The 23,085-nt window shown below is 30.9% G+C and carries 20 protein-coding genes; 7 read left to right on the top strand and 13 right to left on the bottom strand.

Annotation, left to right across the window (positions count from 1 at the left end):
• Nucleotides 1–167 precede the first annotated feature (167 nt).
• Genes AC2I98_RS05615 through AC2I98_RS05625 form a run of 3 tightly spaced genes read left to right on the top strand, consistent with a single transcriptional unit; the run spans nucleotide 168 to nucleotide 1,506 of the window.
• On the top strand, nucleotides 168–503 hold the full coding sequence (locus AC2I98_RS05615; RefSeq protein WP_486413645.1) for a hypothetical protein: 336 nt from the start codon (nucleotides 168–170) through the stop codon (nucleotides 501–503).
• Between the two features lie 57 nt (nucleotides 504–560).
• Nucleotides 561–857: a YHS domain-containing protein gene (locus AC2I98_RS05620; protein WP_486413646.1), complete on the top strand. Its 297-nt coding sequence runs from the start codon at nucleotides 561–563 to the stop codon at nucleotides 855–857.
• Nucleotides 850–1,506, top strand: a complete 657-nt coding sequence (locus AC2I98_RS05625) for an SCO family protein (protein WP_486413647.1) — start codon at nucleotides 850–852, stop codon at nucleotides 1,504–1,506. The genes AC2I98_RS05620 and AC2I98_RS05625 overlap by 8 nt, the downstream gene beginning before the upstream one ends.
• Before the next feature lie 39 nt (nucleotides 1,507–1,545).
• Here the strand turns inward: AC2I98_RS05625 and AC2I98_RS05630 are convergent, their stop codons facing one another.
• The 3 genes from AC2I98_RS05630 to AC2I98_RS05640 all read right to left on the bottom strand — a co-directional run bounded on the left by AC2I98_RS05630 (nucleotide 1,546) and on the right by AC2I98_RS05640 (nucleotide 4,148).
• On the bottom strand, nucleotides 1,546–2,211 hold the full coding sequence (locus AC2I98_RS05630; RefSeq protein WP_486413648.1) for a response regulator: 666 nt from the start codon (nucleotides 2,209–2,211) through the stop codon (nucleotides 1,546–1,548).
• Nucleotides 2,212–2,225: 14 nt separating this feature from the next.
• A complete protein-coding gene (locus AC2I98_RS05635; RefSeq protein WP_486413649.1) occupies nucleotides 2,226–3,929 on the bottom strand; it encodes a tetratricopeptide repeat-containing sensor histidine kinase in 1,704 nt (567 codons plus the stop codon).
• Nucleotides 3,930–3,992: 63 nt separating this feature from the next.
• Complete coding sequence (locus AC2I98_RS05640) at nucleotides 3,993–4,148, bottom strand: hypothetical protein (RefSeq protein ID WP_486413650.1); 156 nt, start codon at nucleotides 4,146–4,148, stop codon at nucleotides 3,993–3,995.
• Between the two features lie 355 nt (nucleotides 4,149–4,503).
• Here AC2I98_RS05640 and AC2I98_RS05645 point away from each other — a divergent pair, with 355 nt between their 5' ends.
• The gene (locus tag AC2I98_RS05645; protein ID WP_486413651.1) at nucleotides 4,504–5,280 is read left to right on the top strand and encodes a hypothetical protein; all 777 of its coding nucleotides are present in this window, start codon (nucleotides 4,504–4,506) and stop codon (nucleotides 5,278–5,280) included.
• A 58-nt stretch (nucleotides 5,281–5,338) separates the two neighbouring features.
• On the opposite strand, the gene AC2I98_RS05650 is transcribed toward AC2I98_RS05645, so the two are convergent.
• The 6 genes from AC2I98_RS05650 to cysD are packed head-to-tail and all read right to left on the bottom strand — an operon-like array spanning nucleotide 5,339 to nucleotide 13,181.
• A complete protein-coding gene (locus tag AC2I98_RS05650; RefSeq protein ID WP_486413652.1) occupies nucleotides 5,339–6,781 on the bottom strand; it encodes a TSUP family transporter in 1,443 nt (480 codons plus the stop codon).
• 21 nt (nucleotides 6,782–6,802) lie between these two features.
• Nucleotides 6,803–8,455, bottom strand: a complete 1,653-nt coding sequence (locus tag AC2I98_RS05655; protein WP_486413653.1) for an NADPH-dependent assimilatory sulfite reductase hemoprotein subunit — start codon at nucleotides 8,453–8,455, stop codon at nucleotides 6,803–6,805.
• A gap of 15 nt (nucleotides 8,456–8,470) precedes the next feature.
• Nucleotides 8,471–10,129, bottom strand: coding sequence for a diflavin oxidoreductase (locus AC2I98_RS05660; protein ID WP_486413654.1), 1,659 nt, complete (start codon nucleotides 10,127–10,129; stop codon nucleotides 8,471–8,473).
• Nucleotides 10,119–10,931, bottom strand: a complete 813-nt coding sequence (cobA, locus tag AC2I98_RS05665) for a uroporphyrinogen-III C-methyltransferase (RefSeq protein ID WP_486413655.1) — start codon at nucleotides 10,929–10,931, stop codon at nucleotides 10,119–10,121. The genes AC2I98_RS05660 and cobA overlap by 11 nt, the downstream gene beginning before the upstream one ends.
• A gap of 51 nt (nucleotides 10,932–10,982) precedes the next feature.
• A complete protein-coding gene (locus AC2I98_RS05670; protein WP_486413656.1) occupies nucleotides 10,983–12,215 on the bottom strand; it encodes a sulfate adenylyltransferase subunit 1 in 1,233 nt (410 codons plus the stop codon).
• A gap of 57 nt (nucleotides 12,216–12,272) precedes the next feature.
• The gene (cysD, locus tag AC2I98_RS05675) at nucleotides 12,273–13,181 is read right to left on the bottom strand and encodes a sulfate adenylyltransferase subunit CysD (protein WP_486413657.1); all 909 of its coding nucleotides are present in this window, start codon (nucleotides 13,179–13,181) and stop codon (nucleotides 12,273–12,275) included.
• A 399-nt stretch (nucleotides 13,182–13,580) separates the two neighbouring features.
• Between cysD and rlmD the strand changes: the two genes are divergently transcribed.
• From rlmD to AC2I98_RS05690, 3 genes are read left to right on the top strand one after another with little or no spacing between them, the layout of a single operon-like run.
• On the top strand, nucleotides 13,581–14,999 hold the full coding sequence (rlmD, locus tag AC2I98_RS05680; protein WP_486413658.1) for a 23S rRNA (uracil(1939)-C(5))-methyltransferase RlmD: 1,419 nt from the start codon (nucleotides 13,581–13,583) through the stop codon (nucleotides 14,997–14,999).
• A gap of 16 nt (nucleotides 15,000–15,015) precedes the next feature.
• Entirely contained in the window at nucleotides 15,016–15,603 is a 588-nt protein-coding gene (locus AC2I98_RS05685) for a DUF6452 family protein (protein ID WP_486413659.1), read from the top strand.
• On the top strand, nucleotides 15,557–16,243 hold the full coding sequence (locus AC2I98_RS05690) for a DUF6048 family protein (RefSeq protein ID WP_486413660.1): 687 nt from the start codon (nucleotides 15,557–15,559) through the stop codon (nucleotides 16,241–16,243). The genes AC2I98_RS05685 and AC2I98_RS05690 overlap by 47 nt, the downstream gene beginning before the upstream one ends.
• Before the next feature lie 52 nt (nucleotides 16,244–16,295).
• Here the strand turns inward: AC2I98_RS05690 and AC2I98_RS05695 are convergent, their stop codons facing one another.
• The 4 genes from AC2I98_RS05695 to AC2I98_RS05710 form a co-directional block, all read right to left on the bottom strand.
• Nucleotides 16,296–18,074, bottom strand: a complete 1,779-nt coding sequence (locus AC2I98_RS05695; RefSeq protein ID WP_486413661.1) for a WG repeat-containing protein — start codon at nucleotides 18,072–18,074, stop codon at nucleotides 16,296–16,298.
• An 85-nt stretch (nucleotides 18,075–18,159) separates the two neighbouring features.
• Entirely contained in the window at nucleotides 18,160–20,598 is a 2,439-nt protein-coding gene (gene lon, locus AC2I98_RS05700; RefSeq protein ID WP_486413662.1) for an endopeptidase La, read from the bottom strand.
• A gap of 202 nt (nucleotides 20,599–20,800) precedes the next feature.
• The gene (gene bshA / locus AC2I98_RS05705) at nucleotides 20,801–21,937 is read right to left on the bottom strand and encodes an N-acetyl-alpha-D-glucosaminyl L-malate synthase BshA (protein ID WP_486413663.1); all 1,137 of its coding nucleotides are present in this window, start codon (nucleotides 21,935–21,937) and stop codon (nucleotides 20,801–20,803) included.
• Between the two features lie 23 nt (nucleotides 21,938–21,960).
• Nucleotides 21,961–23,043: a serine hydrolase domain-containing protein gene (locus AC2I98_RS05710; RefSeq protein ID WP_486413664.1), complete on the bottom strand. Its 1,083-nt coding sequence runs from the start codon at nucleotides 23,041–23,043 to the stop codon at nucleotides 21,961–21,963.
• Between the last annotated feature and the right edge of the window lie 42 nt (nucleotides 23,044–23,085).

Below are 23,085 nucleotides of genomic sequence, written 5' to 3' on the forward strand. Positions count from 1 at the left end.
ATTAAAACAATTCTTAAGATAAAAAATTTGACGCATATAAAAGTGAAGATTATGATAAATCTTTCGTTTAAAATCATAAAATTTATCATGTTCAACCTCAATCAATTTGGTTAAATTTGTAAACAAATAAGTATTTTTTGCGCATATTAATTTTCATATTATTACTATTGTCTATAGCATTTCGTCCATTAATGCCTGTGATAGACTATGTTTTAAATTATAATGAAATTGCAAATGAACTATGCGAAAATCGTGAAGAGCCAGAGTTACTATGCAATGGTTTTTGCTATTTGAAAAATGAAGTTTCGAAAAGTGAAAAGAATCAAACTGAAAATCATTTTGTAAAAAATTCGATTAAACTTCTTGATGCACTTGTTCCTCAAAAACAAAACCTATCACCCAAAATATATTTTATAGAAGTCAACAAATCACAGATTGATTCTTATCAAGATATAAATTCTAATTATATTATTCGTTTAGTTTTTCATCCACCAATTGTTTAATTTTTAATCAACAATCTAAACTAAAGATTTAAAAAATAATTAATTAAACAATTAAAAATGAAAAATTTAAAAAACATATTCACTCTCTCAATTTTAGCTCTAGCATTTACAGCTTGTAACAAAGAACAACCAAAACAAGAAGATTTTGAAGTAAAACATGTTTCTCACGAAGAAATGAAAGCTACAAAAAAATTGGATGTTGCAGTTGTAAATGAAGTTGACCCTATTTGCGGAATGAAAACTGCGGATCATTTAAGTGACACAGCGAATTACGAAGGAAAAACATATGGATTTTGTTCGACAATGTGTAAAGATGAATTTCTAAAAAACCCAGAAAAACATATTCATGAATAAACAATTAATAGTTGTTGCACTTATAATAATTGGCGTTCTTGGAACTATTTTTTGGTTAAAAAATAAACCAAAAAATGAATTATATAATGTAATGAAAGTTCCTTCATTTTCGATGACTGATCAACATAATCAAACCATTACAGACCGTGATATGTTAGGAAAAGTGTATGTTGTGGAGTTTTTCTTTACAAGTTGTCCTACGATTTGTCCAGTAATGAGTAACAATTTACGTTCTATAGAAGATGATATCAACGATCCTAATCTTGGTTTTATTTCAGTAACGATTGATCCAAAACGAGATACACCTGCACGATTGTTAGAATATGCAAAGCAAATTGGTGTAAAATCTCCGAATTGGCATTATTTAACTTCGAATCGAGAAGAAATTGAGCAACTTTCGGATAAATTCAATATTTATGTTGGAAAAGACGAAACAACTGCCGAAGGTCTAAATCATAGTGGAAAACTTGCATTGGTTGATAAACAAGGGAATATCAGAAGTCGATATGATAAAATGGGTGTTCCAATGTTGTTTTATTCGGGACTGAATTATAAAGATTCTGAAGGAAAAGAACCTTCTCTTGGTGGAAAATACCATCCTGAAATTGAGTATTTAAAAGAAGACATTAAAAAGCTTTTAGCTGAATAAACAAAAAAAATCGTCAACTAAGTTGACGATTTTTTTGTTTTATATACTTCCCAAATCTTTGAAAAAAGCGACTAATTGATGATTACTTGTCAATTGCAAAGATTCTTTTAATGATCCCAACCTTTTTTCTACACTACTTTGACTTGCGGGTTTTATATTATTTTGTTTAAGATGAGTTGAAATATCTTTTAATAATATTCCATTTGAAAGCAACGAAACTAGCGTAACATCATAAGAAGTAATTTCGTACGTATTTTTCTGTTTGATACTACGTTTCATTTCTAATTCTAAATGTTTTTCTCCTGCAAAAACAGCCTGAATGGCTTTTTTCAATTCTTTCGAATCTTCTCTTCCTTTTGCAACAAAGCCATTGATTTCGTATTGATCAAAAAGATTATCGACCATGTCAGCTTTTTTCTCTACCGAAAAAACAATTACTTTTAAATGAGGTTGAATTGCTTTTACAGCTTCTATTAATTCCCTTCCTCCTTTCAATTTTTGTTCGCGATGATCTTCTTCAAATGATAAGTCAGAAATCAATAAATCATAAGGTTGTTCATCATGCAGAGCTTTCTTTACTTTCAAAAATGCATCATCACAATAAAAGGCATAATCTGGATTTTCTACTTTCAAATCCTTCAATACTTTTTGAACAGAAATATTAAAACTTTCAAAATCTTCTGCAATCAATACTTTTTTAAACATACTTTTTAATTAGGTTATAGAATAGGAAATTTGATGATAATTTTTAAACCATTTACATTTTCTGTTTCAAAAATAACATCTCCTTTTAAACTAGAAATACGTGAAACCGTATTTTGTAAACCATTTTTAGGTTTTAACTCAGAAATTCCTATTCCGTTATCCGAATAATTAATAATTACTTGCTGATTTTCTTGTTTAAAATTCAAAACCACTCGCGAAGCTTGACTATGTTTTTTCATATTCGTCAACAATTCTTGCATAACTAAGAAAATCTCTGCTTTAGCTTGTGGAGAAATAATTGACCAAAATTTATTTTCATTTCCAATCAAAAATATTTTAACCTCATCCGAATCATATGAACTTACTAATTGAGCTATCTTGCTTGCAAAATTTTCATGTTGTGTTTCATCTATTTTATCATACGAAATATCACGTGAAATTTCATAAACTACTTCTAATTTATCTAAAATTTCATCTTTATTTATTTCTGTTTTATTTTCTATTTCAGATATGACATGATAAATACCATTCGCTACTTTATCGTGTACTTTTTTAGAATATTTTAGCTCTGTTTTTTTAACCTCAACTATTTTTTCTTGTTCCAATAAAGCATTTTCTTGTTGTAATTTTTGTTTTCTTCTTTTGTACCAAAAATAAACGAAACATAAAAGCATCATTAACAATCCAACGACAATATATAAACTCAGAATATTATTCTTTTTCTTTTCATTTTCAGCCTCAGCTTTCAAAAAATCAGCCTTATTTTTTTCAGAATCAAAACGAATTAAAGCAAACTGATTTTTGGCTTTGTTTCGCTCTAATTGAATACTATCATTTAGCTTTTGATATATTTCAAAATATTTTTTAGAATTGGTAGAATTTTCTAATCGAATGAGTTGTTGGTAAACTTCTAATTTATCTTCTACACTATTATTTTTAAACGAAATCGATTTTCGTTTGTAAGCGTACTCTAATGCTTTTTTATGATCTAAATTCGAAAAATAATCTGTTAAATGCGCATAACTTGCATTTTGTCCCCACAAATCATTTTCTTTCAATCTGATATTTAATGCTTTATAAAAATCATTTTCAAGAATTAATTCTTTGTTTTGCAACCATTTGGTGTAAGCCAAATTATCTAAAATTCGCGCATATTCTTTTGGATTTTCAATTGTAGTCTTATCTTTTAATAATGCTTGGTAAATCTTAATCGCTTCATCATACTGTTTATCGTAACGATAACTATTGGCGATATTATTTTGATTAATGATAAAAACATTTCTATCCGTCGAATAATCAATTGATTTTTGATAATAATTGATTGCTTCTTTATAATTTCCTAATTCATGTGTACTTTGTCCTAAACTATTATAAGCACTTGATAGTGTCTCTTTTTCTTCTTTGTTATTCAGATTTAAAAATTTTATTGCCTCTATATTCAACTCCTGACTTCCAAATAAATCACCTTTATTATAGCTGATATAAGCCATATTAATCAAACATTTAGCAGCTTGATGTTTATTATTTTGTTTCAGAAAAATATCTTTCGCTTTATTAAAATAAACATAAGCACTGTCATTTTCTTGATTATCATAAAATTCCCATGCAATATCATAGGCTTTATTCTCCGAACTTGACTCTTGTTCAATTTGCTTTTTTTCAGTCGATTGACACGAAAAAATAAGTAGTAAAAAAATAAAAAATAGACCTTTTCTCAAACCTTTTCAATTACTCAATAAAGCTAAAGAAAAAACGGATAGATTACTCTATCCGTTAGTCGTTTATTTTTTTGGTGGAATTTGACCAGTTTCACCTCCTGTGTCTCCATCCACACTATCTCTAGAAGTTTGTACAATTGGTTGTTGATCTTGTGTTAATGTATGTGCATTTTCATTTGGAAAAAAGAATCCCAATAAAGCGAATAATAATTCTAACATAGTTTTTGTTTTTACTTTTTTGCTAAAAGCATTCTTCCTCGCAAAACAGATTGCAAGTAGTGTATGCCGAAAAAAAAGAAGCGCTCCTTTAATGGGAAGTTTTTTGTAGTATGAAAACAATCAAGGAAAAATGCTTCCCTTCAATTAACCTCAACTATTTTCAACACTACAATTTTAGAAATCAAGTTGTTTTGTTTTTGTATTGATTTCTATGGCAAAGTAAATACAGCAACACAAATAGCTGTTAGACAAACATTAGACAAGTTTTGGACAATTATTAGACATTCTATTTTACGTGAAACCGTAATTTATTTTGTCCAAAATTTGTCTACTTTGTAAAAGAATTAAAAGTGAAATGTCTACGAAAAAAGATCTATTCGAAAAGGTTTTTGAACAAGCAAAAAAAGAGTGTGGAAGTTCAAGTAAAAATGGGATGTCTGTTCATTTAGAAAAAGTAATTTCAGATGATTATAATTATCCTATAACAAGCAAATCTTTCTCTCGACATTTTGATGATTTTGTGAAAGAAAATAATTTAAAGAAGGAAATAAGTCCTGATTTATTAAACATTCTTGCTCATTATATCGGTTATGAAAGTTTTGGAGAGTTTAATCAAAAAAATCAACTGACAAAAAGTAATGAAAAAAAAGTTGATAAAATCGCATCCGTAGAACCAATAATAAATGATAATATTTCTGAAGAAGAATCAATAATTAATCTTTCATCAAAAAAGAATAATTTCTTTGAAAAAATAAAACTTCAACAAAATAAATTAATTGCAGGAAGTGGAATTGCTTCTATTATAGTTGGAAGTGGATTATTTTTAAACTCTTTTAACAATACTTCCTCTTGTATGATTTGGAAAGAAAATCATTATGAAGAAATCGAATGCGAAGAAACTTCGCCTCAAATAAATGCTATTCCATATAATGAAACTGTGTTTCAATTGAAAAAGATTACTCGAATTGATACATTAAATTTAGATAATTCGATAGATAAGGTTTGGTATTTAAAGAAAAATGGTGAAGTAGAATTTTATACGAATTATGGTTTGCATCCCGAAAATGGCAAAACGTTGAAACCTGTTACGAAATATATTTTGACTAAATATGTCTTAAATAATGAACAATAAAAAACACTCAACATGCGAGATGAAGAGTGTTTTGATTGTTAGAAATGATATAGAAAATTTAGAAAATTTTAAAAAGAATACGAATACTAAATGTAATTACTAAAAATGCTACAGCTAAAATGGCTATTTTTTGAGGAATTTTCCCTGCTAGTTTTGCTGCTATTGGAGCAGCAATTGCTCCACCAAGAATTAAACCTGCAATAATAAAACCATGACTAACACCAAGCGCAGCGAAAAAAGTTAAGGATGCTGATAAGGTTACAAAAAATTCTGCCAAACTAACTGTCCCAACAACATAATTCGATTTTTTTCCTTTTGCTAATAAAGTAGAAGTTACAACTGGTCCCCAGCCACCGCCGCCAAAAGCATCTAAAAATCCTCCTGCAAATCCAAGAAAACCAACTCGTTTAACTTTTTTTCGTTCTATTTTTTTTCTGAAAGCTAGAATAATTAATCTAATTCCGATAATTAATGTATAAGTTGCTAAAATAGCGTAAGTAATGATCTCGTATTTATTTCCCAAATAGACCAATAACAACGAACCCGAAACAGCGCCAATAACACCAGGAATTGCCAAGGCTAACAATAATTTTTTGTTTACATTTCCAAATTTATAATGTGAAAAACCACTGATTCCACTCGAAAACATTTCTGCTGTATGTATACTTCCACTAATTGATGGTAAATTAACCCCAAATAACATCATACTTGTAGAACACGTAACGCCATATCCCAAACCAACTGCCCCATCGACCATTTGAGCAAAAAAACCAACTGCTAACATGATATAAAAAACATTTGGAATATGAACCACAAAATCTTTTGCCTCTGAAAAACTTACTATAGATGATAACGCATAACCAACGAATAAAGCGAAGAAAACAAGTGTAATTTCAGTTACCAATCGTTTGTATTTTTTTGTCGATTTTTTACCTTCAAATGAAGAAGTTAATTGATTCAAATCGTTTAATTTTTGACTAAAATCTCCTTTGTGATTATTTCGGATTGAATTTAAATCCTCGATATTTTCATCAATAGAATCTGGAATAATATCAGTAAAATATTCGCGCAAACGTCTTGCCATTACAGGAGATTGTCCATTTGTAGAAATAGCTATTTTAAGATGTCCTTTATTTACAATAGAACCTAAATAAAAATCGCAATATTCTGGTTGATCAGCCGCATTAACTAAAATTCCCTTTGCATTTGCTTTTTGTTTTACTTCTTGCGTTGTCAGTTTATTGTCTGTTGCAACAATAACCAAATCAACATCATCTAAATCATCAGATTGAAATGCATGTTTTTCATATTCAATATGCGGATACTGAACAAAAAGGTCATTTAATTCTTGTTTAAATTCTTTTGCAATAACTTTTAAATTGACCAAAGGATTTTGTTTAATAAGCGTCGAAACCTTTTCTAACCCTACACTTCCACCACCTACAACAAGAAATCGCAAATGTTCTGTTTTTAAAAATATCGGAAATAAATTATTTTTCATGAATTTTTTTAAAATGTTGTCCTAATTAACTGAGAAATACTTTCGAAAAGCAAAATCGCCAAATGTTTCGTTCTCTAATTTGTCTTGTTTATAACTTCCAAAAACGATATCCAATTCTTTCAAAATCTCTGATTCATCTAATTTTTCTTTATACAATTGATTTAATCGAACACCATATCGATCGCCACCTAACATCAAATTGTAATGACCAAGTGAAGTTCCGACAAAACCAACTTCCGAAACATACGAACGTCCACAACCATTGGGACAACCCGTCATACGAATCGTAATGTCATCATTTTGCAGCTGATGTTTCTCTAAAAGTGGTTCTATTTTCGTCACCAATTCTGGTAAATAACGTTGCGCCTCTGCCAAAGCAAGCGGACAAGTTGGTAAAGCCACACAAGCCATCGAGTTTTTTCTTAACTCACTAATATTTTTATGGATTGAATATTTTTCGATTAAATCTTCGATTTTAGCTTTATTTTCGGTCGAAATTTCACCTAATAATAAGTTTTGATTAGCTGTAAAAATGAAGTTATTGATTTTCAATTGAGCTAATTCGTACAAAAAATCTTTTTGATTTGGCTGTACAACACCATTTTCTACAAAAAGTGTATAATACCACATTCCGTTATTCACTTGATGCCAATCATAATTATCCGAACGTTCTGTAAACTCATAAGATTTAGCTGGTTCGAGATCAAAACCAATTCGTTTTTCTAATTCTTTTTTGAAACCATCTACCGTTAATTTATCCACTGTATATTTCAGACGAGCTAATTTTCGATCACCTCGATTTCCATAATCACGTTGAATAGTCAATACTTCATAAGCAACTTTCAATACTTTTTCTTCCGAGTCTACAAAACCAATCTCTGTCGCCAATCTCGAATAGGTATTTGGATTACCATGAGTTGTCGATAACCCTCCTCCTACAGCGATATTGAAACCTTTCAGTTCATCATTTTCGATAATGGCAATTAATCCTAAATCGTTCGCAAAAACGTCTACATCATTTGTTGGAGGAATAGCAATTGCAATCTTAAATTTTCGAGGCAAATAGCGGTCTTCGTACAAATCATCTTGTTCTGTTTCGCGTTCATAAATTTTTTCACTGTCTACAAAAATTTCATAATACGCCTGTGTTTTAGGCAAAAGATGTTTTGATAATTTGTCTGCATACGCATGAATTTGAGCATGAATTGGCGAAACCAAAGGATGTGAACTTACAATTACATTTCGATTAACATCTCCACAAGCAGCGATGGAATCTAACTTCGCTTGATCGATCGATTGCAATGTTGGACGTAATTCGTGTTTCAAAATTCCATGTAATTGAATCGTTTGACGTGTTGTTATTTTCAAAACTCCAGTTCCGTATTCTTCGGAAGTTTCATGAATCGCTAACCATTTGTCTGCATCAATAATTCCACCCGGAATACGCAAACGAATCATAAACGAATACAATTTATCCAACTTTCTCTGTGCTCTTTCCTCTCTTCTATCGCGATCATCTTGCACATACATTCCGTGAAATTTCACCAATGCTTCATCGTCAGAACGCACATTACCAGTATGATTATCTAACTCGATACTTTCTTTTAACGTTCCACGTAAACCGTCACTTTTTATTTTAATTTCTTCAATAGGAGATAATTTTTCTTCGCTCATTTTGCTTGTTGTATTTTAGTAGACATCTTTTTGATAACGACCCTCTTCTTCTAATTTTTCTAAAAAATCTCGTGCAAAAATTTCATCGTTATTGGCTTCTTGTGCAATTAATTCCAACAACGTATTTTCGACATCTGTACTCATCCCATCTTTTTGTCCACAGATGTATAAATAAGCACCATCTTTCAGCCAATTGTACACTTCTTTTCCTTTTTCTTTCACACGATCTTGAACATAAATCTTTTGTTTTTGATCACGCGAAAAAGCTGTATCCAACTGATTCAGAACTCCTGTTGAAAGCCATTCTTGAATATCCGTTTGATAATAGAAATCCGACACAAAATGTTGTTCTCCAAAAAACAACCAGTTTTTACCTTCTGCACCAATTGCATCTCGATGTGCTAAAAAACTACGGAAAGGCGCAATTCCTGTTCCCGGACCAATCATTATGACAGCTTGATCTTCTTCTGGAAGTTTGAAATTTTTATTCTTATGAATATAAAAATCAATTGATTGATTAATTTCAAAATCGGCTAAAAACTGAGAACACAAACCTGTTTTTTGATTATTATCTACCTGAAAAGTATTCAAGCTAACCGTTAAATGAATTTGATTTTCATGCGCTTCATTTGAAGATGAAATTGAATATAATCGTGGAGATACTGAATGTAAAATAGATAAAATATCATCTAATTTTAATCCTAAATCAACAGTATAGTATTTATTCAATAAATCAATTAAATCAGCTTTTGTTTCTGAAATTTCAGTCTTCAAAATTTCACTCAATTGTTCGATTGACTTTTTAGTTAGGCCTCTTATATTTTTAATTTCTAATTCGCTTGCACGATTTTCTTCTCCGAAAATTGTTGCAATTTGAATTGTTTCTTTTTCGTTATTTTTTGGATACAAACCTAAAGCGTCTCCTGGTTCGTAATCAACTTGTTCATCTAACTCAATTTCGATGTGATAAGTTTCTTTTTTAGAACCTCTATCATTCAAAATCACTTTATGTTTTACAACGCCTTGATAAGATTTTTTATGAGTAGAAATCGTCGATTCATTCTTTGATTGAATTTGAACAGTTGAACCTGTATTTTGAACGATTTTCACTAAATTCTGAAACCAATTTTCAGCTAAATATTGGTAATCCAAATCGGCTTTTATCACATCTAAAACTCGATTTGCGTCTAATTTCTGAAACAATAAATCGATGTCTTCTCCTGATTTGCAAAAAAATGGATATGATGTGTCACCCAAACCAAAAACAGCAAATTTTGTATTGCTCAATTTGATGTCCAAATTATTTAGATTATCATAGAATTTTTGTGCATTCTGAGGTAAATCACCGTCGCCTTGCGTACTAAAAATCAACACAATAAACTCTTCTTTTTCAATTTTTTCTAATGGATATTGAAATGCATCAATCGCTTTTGCTTGAATTTTATTTTTCTTGAAAATACTTTGCAATTGCGTTGCTAATTTCTTCGCATTTCCTGTTTCAGTTCCATAAATAATTGTAGGTTTTATCGAAGTTAATTTCGTTTCTTCTTTTGTTTCTTCTTCTAAATTACTTGCAACCAATCCCGCTAAATAACCATTCGTCCAAATAATTTCATCTCGAGATAAATCTCTAACCAGATTTTTTACTAAAGTCAATTTTTCGTTAGCTAGCATAGGAAATTGTTGTTTTGTGGTTATCGAAATACGAATTAGACGTTTGTTGTTCATCAATCCATGCAAACGATTGATGAAGATTGACAACATGACCAACGATAATCAAAGTTGGAACAAAATCGAAGGTTGGTAATTGGTTTTCCGCAATATTCTCGAACGTAAAAACAGTTGTTTTTTGATCGGGAGTCGTCGCTTGTTGTACAACAGCTAAACCTTTTGTCAAATCAATTCCATTTGCAATTAACTGTTCAACCAATGTTTGCAATCGTTGTCCACTCATGTAAAACACTAAAGTATCTTCGGTTGTTGACCAATCCATCCATTGATTTTGTTTTACATTTTTCAAATCACAAAGTGTTAACAAACGCAAACCTTTTGCATAATTTCTTGCCGTCAAAGGAATTCCAGTATAAGCAGCCGAACCAAATGCAGCCGAAATTCCTGGTATAATTTCGTACGAAATTTGATGTTGTTTCAATGTTTCTAATTCATCCAAAATATTAGAAAAAAGTGATGCATCGCCACCTTTTAGGCGAACAACTAATTTTCCTTGCATTGCAAACTCAACCATCAACCCATTAATATCTTTTTGTGGTGTATGAATTCCTTTCGAACATTGTTTTCCGACGTAAATGACAATTGATTCTTTCGAAGCATATTCATCAATTAAAACTGGAGAAACCAAACGATCTGTTAAGATAACATCAGCGATTTTGATATAATTTAATGTTTTGAGTGTAACTAATTCTGGATCTCCTGGACCAGCACCAGCCAAAATTACTTTTCCTATAGTTGTTTGCATGTGTTGACTATTTATGTATGATTTAGAATGATTTTTTTTGAGATAATATTTTTACAAAAACATCAAAGCTGCGACTGTATTTTTTGTCGTTTCATCAATTAAAATGGCATTTCCTGTCGAAATATTATCTTCGAAAGCATCAAAAAATAAAGGTTGATTGGTTTTGAGTACCACTTGTCCGATATCATTCAGTTTGATTTCTTCTGAAGGAATAAATTCCCAATTATTAATATCCCATTGTTGTTGAATTGCTTTGATTTTTGTTCGAACCGAATGAAAACGATGTTGTAAAATATATGTTTTACCTTGTTGTAAAGCGGTATGATCCAACCAACAAATCCATGCACTTGGTTCATTTGTCGATTTCAAGTCTTCGATTACTTTTATAATAGAATCTCCACGACTGATATCAATATTATTTTCGAGGTGAATCACGACATTTTCTCCGGCAAAAGCTTCATTTACTTCTTCCAAATGACGTTCAATTTTCACGATTTTAGATTCTATATGAGATGGGAAAACTTTTATTGCATCACCAATTTTGTAACTTCCGCTCAAAATTTGTCCCGCATAACCTCTGTAGTCATGGTGTTCTTCATCTTTCGGACGAATAACCCATTGCACCTGAAAACGGGCTGGTAGATGATGATTTGTTTTAATTTCGATTGTTTCTAACGTATGCAACAAAGTTTTACCATTATACCAAGGTGTATTTGTTGATTTATCCACAACATTGTCTCCAACTAAAGCCGAAACTGGAATAAAAGACACTTCATCGTAATTCAATTGATTTTGAATTTCTTGAAAATTGGTTTTAATCGATTCAAAAATTTCTTGCGAGTAATTAACCAAATCAATTTTATTGATCGCAATAATTGCTTTTTTAATTCCCATCAACGAACCAATACTCGCATGACGTTTCGTTTGAGCTGTAATTCCTTTTCGGGCATCAACTAGAATAATAATCAATTCTGAATTTGAAGCTCCAGTAATCATATTCCGAGTATATTGCTCATGTCCAGGCGCATCTGCAATGATAAATTTGCGTTTTGCAGTCGAAAAATATTTGTACGCCACATCTATCGTAATTCCTTGCTCGCGCTCAGCACGCAAACCATCGGTAATCAATGACAAATCGATTTCGTCTTCATCATTGGATTTACGTTTTTCTAAAACACCCAATTGATCGGTGTGAATACTATTAGAATCGTAAAGTAAACGACCAATCAAAGTACTTTTACCATCGTCTACATTCCCTGCTGTTATAAATTTTAGTGTGTTCATTTTTATACTACTTAATACCTATAGTTTTTATAGAGTTTTGTTTAAAAAAATTTTGATTTAGAAATAACCTTGCTTTTTTCGATCTTCCATCGCTGATTCTGACAATTGATCATCCAATCGAGTTTGTCCTCTTTCGCTAATTCTCGTATTAATAATATCTGTAATAATATCATCAATAGTAGATGAATTGGATGGTACAGCAGCTGTACATGTCATGTCACCAACCGTTCTATAACGTACTTTTTCTATTCTTACTTCATCATCTGCATTTGGTTTGATAAAATCTGACGTCGCAATCAATTTATCGTTGTAAACAATAACTTCTCTATCATGAGCAAAATACAAGTTTGGCAATTCAATATTATTATGTTTGATGTAATTCCAAACATCCAACTCTGTCCAATTACTTATTGGAAAAACACGAACATTATGTCCCTTTTCAATTCGTCCGTTTAAGATATTCCACAATTCTGGACGTTGTAATTTCGGATCCCACTGACCAAAATCATCACGAACAGAGAACACACGTTCTTTTGCGCGTGCCTTTTCCTCATCACGACGTGCTCCACCAATACATGCATCAAATTCATTTTCTTCAATCACATCTAACAATGCATACGTTTGTAAAGCATTACGCGAAGGAAAACGACCAGCTGTTTCTTTTAAATTATATTTTTTAATTGCATCCTCTACAGAAGCTATTATCAATTTTTCTCCAATTTTATCAACTAAATAATCACGAAACTGAATTGCTTCTGCGAAATTATGACCTGTATCAACATGAACTAAAGGAAAGGGAAACTTTCCTGGACGAAAAGCTTTCAATGCTAAATGAATCAAAACAATTGAATCTTTACCACCCGAAAAAAGCAAAGCAGGACGTTCAAACTGAGCAGCAGTCTCTCTCAAAATATAGATAGCTTCGTCTTCTAATTGATTTAAATAATTTTTTTCTTGACTTGACATTCTTTTCTAACTTAATTTTTTAACAAATAAAAACTCCTCAATCATAAAAGGAGTTTTTTAATATATTTTATTCAATTTTAACAATATACTTCTCTTAAAAAAGATGAATCATACACGTTAAACTCTTGAATTTATATTCTTTCATTTCTGCTTATTAATACAATTCAAAATTATACTATTTTTCTAAATAAGCACTATATACAGAATAATTTAAATAACAAACCTAATTTACGTGTTATTTTAAGAAAAATATTCTAAATAAATTTATTAAACAAAATAATAATCTATAAAACCTATAGATTTAATTATTTAAAATTAATTATAAAATAATTAAACAAAGTTTTAATTACTAAAAGGATAAAAAATTGAATATTTCGGGGACTTCCTTACCTTTGCAAAATGTCAAGAAAAGCAAAGCAAAAAATCATATTAAATAATATAGAAGTTTTACGTGCTGGTGCAAAAGGTGTATCGGTTGGTAAAACAGAGGAAGGTAAAACTGTTCTGATAAAAGGTGCGATTCCTGGAGATGTTGTAGATGTACACGTTTTGAAGAAAAAAAGCAGCTATTTAGAAGGACAAGCGATAGAAATTCATACAAAATCTCCTTATCGTGTTCAGCCAGAATGTGAGCATTTCGGTGTTTGTGGCGGATGTAAATGGCAAGATATGAGCTACGATGCCCAACTTAAATTTAAACACGACGAAGTGGTTAATAATTTAGTTCGTATTGGAGGTTTCAAAGATTTAGAAGCTGAAATTGTTCCTATTTTAGGATCTAAAGAAAAATATTTTTACCGCAACAAATTAGAATTTACTTTCTCTAATGCACGTTGGTTAACATTAGAGGAAATTCAATCTGGAAAAGAGTTTGATAACCGTGATGTAGTAGGATTTCATATCCCTGGAGCTTGGTCTAAAGTTTTAGATGTTACGAAATGTCATTTACAACGTGATCCTTCGAATGCGATTCGTGTCGAAGCAAAACGTTTTGCATTAGAACATAACTTAGATTTCTTCGATTTAAAAAATCAAGAAGGTTTATTGAGAACGTTAATGATCAGAACTTCTCAAAATGGGCAAGTAATGGTTTTAGTTCAATTTTTCCGCGAAGAAAAAGAGAATCGTGAAGCTTTCTTACAAAACTTAAAAGATAAATTCCCTGAAATTACATCATTATTATACGCGATTAATCCAAAGCAAAACGATTCTGTTTATGATTTAGATATTGAAGTTTTTGCTGGGGAGGATCATATCATGGAAAAGATGGAAGATTTGAATTTCAAAATTGGTCCAAAATCTTTTTATCAAACAAATCCAGAACAAGCATACGAATTATACAAATTAACGCGTGATTTTGCTGGTTTAACAGGAAATGAATTAGTTTACGATTTATATACAGGTACAGGAACAATTGCACAATTCGTTTCGAAAAATGCCAAAAAAGTAGTTGGTGTAGAATCTGTTCAAGAAGCTATTGATGCGGCAAAAGCTGCAGCAAAATTCAATGGTATTGAAAATTGTGATTTCTATTGTGGTGATATGAAAGATGTCTTGAATCAAGATTTTATCAACGAACATGGAATTCCAGATGTTCTGATTACTGATCCTCCACGTGATGGAATGCATAAAAAAGTGGTTGAAAATATTTTGTTCATGAATCCTAAACGCATTGTTTACGTTTCTTGTAACTCTGCAACACAAGCAAGAGATTTAGAATTGATGAAAGATCAATATAAAATTGTTAAAGTTCAGCCAGTTGATATGTTTCCACAAACACATCATGTAGAAAATATTGTACTTTTAGAGCGAATTTAAAATTCAATCCTTGAAAATGAAAAAATTTCAAACCATCTTATCCTTTTCAATCATCGCCATTTTAACAAGTTTTGTTATCTATAGTTGCGAAGATGATGACATTTGTACAGACGAAGGCGAAGTGCCACGTATGGTTGTTGACATGTATTATAATATTGATAAAACAACAAAATTAGAAGATACAATTTTCTATTGGGCTTATGTTCTAAAAGATTCTATCCCAACTGGAACAAGTAAAGATACTGTATTAATTGACCAAGGTTCTGTAAATATGAAATCTTCTTTTGCTGCTCCGATCCGTAATAATAAGAAAAAAGAAATTTATTATACTGTAGCAAGAGGTAGAGATGTTCCGATTACAGACCCAACGAATAACAATCAAGTGATCCGAACAATTTATGCAAAACGAGATCGTTTGATTTTAACATATGATACAATAGGAAATACCTATACATCTAAAGCATGTGGTTTTGGGTTAACTTTTCAAGGTGCGAATGTGAAATTGGTGACTAATAATTGGATTAAAGAAATAGAAACTGTAAATACTGAAATAAAAGATGGTTCGACAACTGTTATTAAGCTTTTTGCTGACGAGCGCAACTAGTTTTGCTTTTGCGCAAGTAAATAAAACTGACTCAACAAAAGTCTCGGTTACAGATTCTATCCCAAAGAAAAAAAATCATGATATTTTTATTGGTATAGACGTTTTCAATCCTATTGTTACAGCTTTTAATGATAAAAAAGGAGTTAGCGCTTTTGCTTCTTATCAAATTAATAATAAATGGCATGCAGTTGTAGAAGCTGGTTTCGAGAAAAATAATTTCAATGAAATCAATTGGGATGTAGATGTTGACGGTGTTTTCGCAAAAGTTGGTGCAAATTGGTTTGTGACACAAGATGTCGAAAATCAATCGAACGGAATTTACATTGGTGGACGAATTGCCTATTCTAAATATTCGCAAACAATTAATAGCTATGCGATTCGTGATTTACAATCAAATGAAATTATCGATACCGGAAGTTTACCTAAAGCAAATGTAAGTAGTTATTGGATAGAAGCTGTTGTTGGTGGACGTGTAGAGATTTTCAAGAATTTTTATGGTGAATTATCTTTGCATCCTGCAGCGTATATTGGAGGTAAAAAAGATCAAGGAATTGATCCTTTGGTTATTCCTGGTTACGGGAAATATAGCGGACCGTTTAATATGCCTGTTTTCTGGGGAATTTCTTATAAAATAAAATAAATTACTATTTATAAAATAAACATAAAAGGAACTCTAAATTGAGTTCCTTTTTTTAATTATATTTAAAAAATTCATTCCATTCTTCTTTTGTTAAATTATCTTTTACAATATTATTTTTAAGGTCAATTAACATTCTCTTTCCCTTTTTTATAACTGCAACTCTAATTGATCTATTTTCATAATTAAAATAAAAATCACCCCAATCAAACTTCATCCCATCATAATCAAAAGGTATTATTATATTATTCTTTTTATCTACGACACCATATTTTCCTTGCTTACTAACAAAAAAATAAATACTCGCATAACGAAAGTCTTTATAAATAGTCGGAATTAAAACCTGACCTTCTCGAGTTATTAAACCAAATAATCCGTTTTTAGAAACAATGTGTTCATCTGGTCCATATTCTACCCAATTAGAAATAGAAGAATATTCTAAAGGAATAATTGTTTTCTGATTAATATCTATGATTCCAAATTTATTATTTTTCTTCACAATAAAATTATTTTTTCTATCGTAAACAGCTTCTATATCCTGATAAATTGGTGGAATTATAACAGTTCCCAAAGTGTCTACAACTCCAAATAATTTTCCTTTTTTCAATATAATATTTCCATCTTTGGTTGAATGATAAAAATCTGTAAAACCAGTCTTAATCACTAAATTTTGATTAGTATTTTGTATATTAATCTTATTATCTTTTTTTAAAACAGCAGTTTTGTTATCATTAATTAAAAATACATTTTCGTTTTCTATTTTAACATATTCTTTTCCATCAGATGTCAAAACACCAATTTTATTGCTAAAATCTTCTACTTTAAACAAAAAAACATATTTATCATCTTGTACAACACCACTCTTATATTCAATATTTTTCAACCATTTATCTCCCGTAACAGATATTAAATTTTCAGTAAGTAATTTTAATTTTCCATCTTTTTTAACGACAAATGTTTCTAATTTTTTGGTATAAGGTTCTTCATTAGAAATGGAATCATAAATAATATCTACTACAATTTTTCCTTTAGAATCTATCACACCAAACTTCAACTTATCTTCAACTATCGCAAAGCCTTTTTGATTAAATGTTAAAATATTATCATATTTCCCAAATTCAAAAACTTCTTCTAAGTTTCTATTCAAAAACCCTATTTTACCATTCTTTGATAACTTTATCGCTCCATCAATAAAATACGTTGTTCCTTTACTTTTATATTTAGGTTCTATAATAATATCTTCTCCTTGATTATCAAAAATAAAATCAGTTAATTGTTTTCCTTGGTTATTAAAAATTGCCCATTTTTCATTATTTTTTACAAATACAATACTATCATTCATTGACTGATTTACAGAAGTATAAATAGGAGGAATAATTTCTTTTGCTGTTTTATTAATAAATCCATATTTCCCATTTTTTATAATTATTGCTAAACCTGATTTATAAAAATAATCCAAGCGCTCATAAATAAACGAAATTACAACTTCACCTTTCCTATTTATTGCTCCGAACTTATCTTTAATTTGAGCTAAAGCCAAACCCTTATCAGAGAAAACACTCAAATCATCATAAATAAAAGGAATTAAAATATTATCATTAATATCAATATAACCATCCTTACCATCTTTCTTCGCAAGAATCATATTTTCTTGATCCATGGGATTCATGAACGAATATTTACCAAATGGTATTTTTATTTCTTTTGTTCTGTTATCAATAAATCCCCAAGAATCATTTTTAGAAACTCTTGAGTAAACTTTTGTTTGATTTTCTACTTGAGACAAACATAATTTAGAAAAGAATAGTATAAACAATAATAAACTTAATCGCATATAAAAGAGTTAATTATTTGATTAATATACAAAAAAAAAAGAACTCTAATTGAGTTCCTTTTTTAGTTTTTGAGAAGATTTCAGTTTAATCTAAAACCTTTGCTCCTTTTACTTTTTGATTCGTTAAAGCAATATCCAAGACTTCTTTCATTTCTTTTACGAAATGGAATGTCATTCCTTTTACGTATTCTGCTTTAATTTCTTCGATATCTTTTCGGTTGTCTTCGCACAAAATAATTTCTTTGATATTTGCACGTTTCGCCGCTAAAATCTTTTCTTTAATTCCGCCAACTGGTAATACTTTTCCACGAAGTGTAATCTCACCTGTCATTGCTAATTTCGCTTTTACTTTTCGTTGTGTAAAAGACGAAACCAAAGACGTCAACATCGTAATTCCGGCAGATGGCCCATCTTTTGGCGTTGCTCCTTCTGGAACGTGAATATGAACTTTATAATTCTCGAAAACTTCTGGTTTTATACCTAATTCATCTGCATGCGATTTGATATATTCTAATGCAATTGTCGCCGATTCTTTCATCACAGTTCCTAAATTTCCTGTAATAGAAAGTCCACCATTTTTCGCTTTCGATAAAATAGATTCGATGAATAAAATATCTCCACCAACACTAGTCCAAGCTAAACCTACAACAACTCCAGGAACCTCATTATTCTCATATTGATCTGGTGTGATAGAAGGTCCTAAAATCTTCGAAATATCTTCGATTGAATATTTAGCATTAAATTCTTCCTCTAAAGCTACATGTTTAGCAGCTGAACGAACCAATTTTGCAACTTTTTGGTTAAGATTACGAACACCCGATTCGCGCGTATAACCTGTGATTAAATATTCGATTTCTTTTTTTCCTAAAACAACATCTTTTTCATTCAAACCATGATCCAACAATTGTTTTGGTAAAAGGTGACGTTTTACAATTTCCGTTTTCTCTTCGATTGTATAACCTGCAATATTTATCATCTCCATACGATCACGTAAAGGACTTGGAATATCACCAATATTATTGGCTGTCGCAATGAAAAATACTTTCGATAAATCGTATCCAATTTCTAAGAAATTATCATAAAAATTCGAGTTTTGTTCAGGATCTAAAACCTCTAACATTGCAGAAGATGGATCACCATGCGCACTTGCAGTCATTTTATCAATCTCATCTAATACAAAAACAGGATTCGATGATTCAGATTTTTTGATCGATTGCAAAATACGACCTGGCATTGCTCCAATATACGTTTTACGATGACCACGAATCTCAGATTCGTCGTGTAAACCACCCAAAGACATACGTACATATTTACGACCAATCGCATCTGATATAGAGCGACCCAACGATGTTTTACCAACACCTGGAGGACCATATAAACAAAGAATTGGCGAACGCATATCTCCTTTCAATTTCAAGACTGCAAGATGTTCTAAAATACGTTCTTTCACATCTTCTAAACCATAATGATCGTGATCTAAGATTTTCTTCGCATGTTTGATATCAAAGTTATCTTTCGTCAACGTATTCCAAGGTAAATCCAACATAAATTCAAGATAATTACGCTGAATATTATGCTCTGGCATTTGCGGATTAAGACGAGAAAGACGGTTGATTTCTTTATCAAAATGATTGACTACATCTTCGCTCCAACTTTTCGTTAAAGCACGTTTGCGCATTTCATTGATTTCTTCTTCTGTCGAATTCCCTCCTAACTCTTCTTGAATAGATTTGATTTGTTGATTTAAGAAATATTCTTTTTGTTGTTGATCTAATTCCTTGCGAACTTTATTTTGAATGGTATTTTTCAACTCTAATTTCTGAAGCTCAACATTCATAAAACGCATCACTTCCATTGCGCGAAGTTTCATATCAGAAATTTCTAACAACAATTGTTTTTCATCTAAACTCAACGTTAAGTTAGATGCCACAAAGTTGATTAGAAATGTATTACTTTCGATACTTTTTATCGCTCCTGCTGCTTCTGAAGGCAACATCGGATTTTCTTCTACAATTTGAAAAGCTAAATCACGAATTGACTCAATAATAATTGGATATTCTTTGTTACGAGAAGTCGGAACTTTTTCATTCAAAATTTCAACTTCAGCCTTAAAATAAGGATCGTCCGTTACAAATTCTTTCACTTTAAAGCGTTTCATACCTTGTAAAATCACCGTGATATTTCCATCTGGTAATTTTATCATTCGCATAATTTTCGCTACAGTTCCTACTGTATATAAATCGTCTTGTGTAGGATCTTCGACAGCAATTTCTTTCTGTGAAAGTACTCCAATAATACGATCTTCTTTGTAAGCTTGTGTTAAAAGCTGTATAGATTTATCTCTACCTGCTGTAATTGGCGCAACAACACCAGGAAATAAGACAGTGTTTCTTAACGATAAAATAGGCAATACCGAAGAAATATCTTGCTTATTTAGCTTACTTTCTTCGTCTTTACTCATCAAAGGAATTAATTCTATTTCTTCTTCCATTACTTGTGCTAATGACAAATTGTCTATGTTCATAATTTTTTTGTACGTTCAAAGTGTCAGTAAAACTATTTTTAACTGACGTTGACTTTTCTTATAATCCGAAAAACCACATAATAGTTCTTAATTAAAGTGTTTAGAAAAGTGAGTATAAATAAGTCAAACGTTATGCCAATAAAATATATTGTCAGTTTTTCAATAAAGGTTTTGAATGAGAATAAATAAAAAAAATCGGGATTTACCCGATTTTAGATTTTGCGATTACTTTACGATATAATTCTTCATATTGTGGAAGAATATTCGTTTTATCAAATCGTATAGCTTGTTCTTTTGCCTGATGACTAAATTCTGCCAAACGTTTTTCGTCTTCTAAAATATAGATTGCTTTTTGAGCCATCATTTCTACATCTCCAACAGGACAAACAAAACCAGTTACACCATCAATGTTTACTTCCGGAATTCCTCCCGCATTCGATGAAATAACAGGCACACTTGCTGCCATTGCTTCTAACGCTGCCAAGCCAAAACTTTCTTGTTCGGAAGGTAAAATGAATAAATCTGCTGCTTTCAATACATCATTCAAATCACTGACCATTCCAAGACTTTTCACTTTATCTTGAATACCAAAATCTTGAATCATTTGATCTGCCATATCCCATTCAGGACCTTCTCCAGCAATAATCAATTTAGACGGAATTTGTTTCTGAATCAAATTAAATGCTCCGATAACATCTTCTATACGTTTTACCTTTCTTAAATTAGAGGTATGTAAAATAACTTTCTCTTTTGGTTGCGCAAAATTATTACGACAACACACACATTTTTCTGGTAGATATTGCTCGTTATCAATAAAATTTGGAACAACCTCGATTTCATTTGTAATATCAAATGCTTTTAAGGTATCTTGTTTCAAACTTTCAGAAACTGAAGTTACCGCATCCGATTCATTGATTGAAAATTCAACAGCAGTTTTATAAACAGGATGCTTTCCTACTAACGTAATATCTGTTCCGTGCAATGTTGTCACAATTGGTAACTTATACCCTTTTCTTGCCAACATTTGTTTTGTAAAATATGCTGCATACGCATGCGGAATTGCGTAATGTACATGCACCAAATCTAATTCGTAATGTAAAACTTTATCGTATAAAATTGTACTTAACGCCAAATCGTATGGTTGATATTGAAACAATGGATAAGTCTCAACATGAATACGATGAAAGTATATATTTGGTAATTTAATGTTTAATCTTGCAGGTACATTTGTGCTAAAAAAATGTACTTCATGACCTTTTTCCGCTAAATCCATCCCCAGTTCTGTTGCTACAATTCCACTACCTCCGTAGGTTGGATAGCATACAATTCCTATTTTCATTCGCGATTTTTATTTAGACAAATTTAAGGTAAAATTGCGTCATAAATTACTTGTCGAATATTTTCTCTCACTTTTTTTATCGATAAATAATTTGGTTCGACTGTTTCATTTACACGATTCGAAAGAAAAATATAAACGATATTATATTTAGGATCAGCCCAAACCATTGTTCCAGTAAAACCTGTATGACCAAAACTTTCAGCTGATGGACCTTTCGTCGAAACTTGTTGCATTTTATCAAAACCTGCACCACGATGATTTCCTTTGAATTGTTGTTTCGTAAATTCTGCAACAACTTCTGGTTTTAAATAAACCTCATCACCATATTCGCCGCCATTCAGATAGAGTTGCATCAGTTTTGCTAAATCAATCGAGTTAGAAAACAAACCTGCATGACCAGCAACCCCTCCCATCATCGCTGCGCCTTGATCGTGTACAAAACCATGCACCAATTGATTTCTGTAAGTTTTATCATATTCCGTTGGAATAATATCTTCTAAAGAAAATTTTTCCTTTGGATTATATGTTGTTCGATACATTCCAAGATTTTGATAAAATTTTTCTTGCGTCAGTTGATTTAAATCTTTTCCGAAGTCTTTTTCTAATTTCTTCTTGAAAATATAATAACCTAAATCTGAATATTCGTATGACTTACGACCAAGTGGTGATTTGTAAATATCTTCGTAAATCGTATCTTTTATAGAATTGATGATATAAATATTGTCGGTAACTTTTATTTGATGTTCCTCATCTTGTTTTCGTGAATAAAAATCCAAATAAAGACGCGCATTTTTCACATTTACAGTTTCATTGTAAAAACCAATCCAAGGTTTTAGACCAGCCTGATGCGCCAGAACTTCACGAACTTTTAAAGAAGATTTGTTCGTATTTTTAGCGTCGGTATCAATTTCACCAATTGTTTGATCGAGGTTTAGCTTTCCTTCGTTAACCTCCAACATCAACAAAGGCAACGTTGCCGTCACCTTTGTTACAGAAGCGACATCGTATAAATCTGTCCACTTCACTTTTTTTGAAGAATTTTTATCTTGTGTTCCAAAGCTTTTATCATACACGATTTTTCCATCTTTCGCAACTAAAATTTGCATTCCAGGCGTGTAACGATTTGCTATCGCTTCTTCGGCAAGTCT

The sequence above is a fragment of the Empedobacter sp. EJD.6dd genome (assembly GCF_057369435.1).

Bases quoted from the DNA above. Each gene is read 5' to 3' on its own strand.
- AC2I98_RS05620 (WP_486413646.1), top strand. From the start codon at position 561: ATGAAAAATTTAAAAAACATATTCACTCTCTCAATTTTAGCTCTAGCA.
- AC2I98_RS05625 (WP_486413647.1), top strand. From the start codon at position 850: ATGAATAAACAATTAATAGTTGTTGCACTTATAATAATTGGCGTTCTT.
- AC2I98_RS05630 (WP_486413648.1), bottom strand. From the start codon at position 2,211: ATGTTTAAAAAAGTATTGATTGCAGAAGATTTTGAAAGTTTTAATATT.
- AC2I98_RS05640 (WP_486413650.1), bottom strand. From the start codon at position 4,148: ATGTTAGAATTATTATTCGCTTTATTGGGATTCTTTTTTCCAAATGAA.
- AC2I98_RS05645 (WP_486413651.1), top strand. From the start codon at position 4,504: ATGTCTACGAAAAAAGATCTATTCGAAAAGGTTTTTGAACAAGCAAAA.
- AC2I98_RS05650 (WP_486413652.1), bottom strand. From the start codon at position 6,781: ATGAAAAATAATTTATTTCCGATATTTTTAAAAACAGAACATTTGCGA.
- AC2I98_RS05655 (WP_486413653.1), bottom strand. From the start codon at position 8,455: ATGAGCGAAGAAAAATTATCTCCTATTGAAGAAATTAAAATAAAAAGT.
- AC2I98_RS05660 (WP_486413654.1), bottom strand. From the start codon at position 10,129: ATGCTAGCTAACGAAAAATTGACTTTAGTAAAAAATCTGGTTAGAGAT.
- cobA (WP_486413655.1), bottom strand. From the start codon at position 10,931: ATGCAAACAACTATAGGAAAAGTAATTTTGGCTGGTGCTGGTCCAGGA.
- AC2I98_RS05670 (WP_486413656.1), bottom strand. From the start codon at position 12,215: ATGAACACACTAAAATTTATAACAGCAGGGAATGTAGACGATGGTAAA.
- cysD (WP_486413657.1), bottom strand. From the start codon at position 13,181: ATGTCAAGTCAAGAAAAAAATTATTTAAATCAATTAGAAGACGAAGCT.
- rlmD (WP_486413658.1), top strand. From the start codon at position 13,581: ATGTCAAGAAAAGCAAAGCAAAAAATCATATTAAATAATATAGAAGTT.
- AC2I98_RS05685 (WP_486413659.1), top strand. From the start codon at position 15,016: ATGAAAAAATTTCAAACCATCTTATCCTTTTCAATCATCGCCATTTTA.
- AC2I98_RS05690 (WP_486413660.1), top strand. From the start codon at position 15,557: ATGGTTCGACAACTGTTATTAAGCTTTTTGCTGACGAGCGCAACTAGT.
- AC2I98_RS05695 (WP_486413661.1), bottom strand. From the start codon at position 18,074: ATGCGATTAAGTTTATTATTGTTTATACTATTCTTTTCTAAATTATGT.
- lon (WP_486413662.1), bottom strand. From the start codon at position 20,598: ATGAACATAGACAATTTGTCATTAGCACAAGTAATGGAAGAAGAAATA.
- bshA (WP_486413663.1), bottom strand. From the start codon at position 21,937: ATGAAAATAGGAATTGTATGCTATCCAACCTACGGAGGTAGTGGAATT.
- AC2I98_RS05710 (WP_486413664.1), bottom strand. From the start codon at position 23,043: ATGCAAATTTTAGTTGCGAAAGATGGAAAAATCGTGTATGATAAAAGC.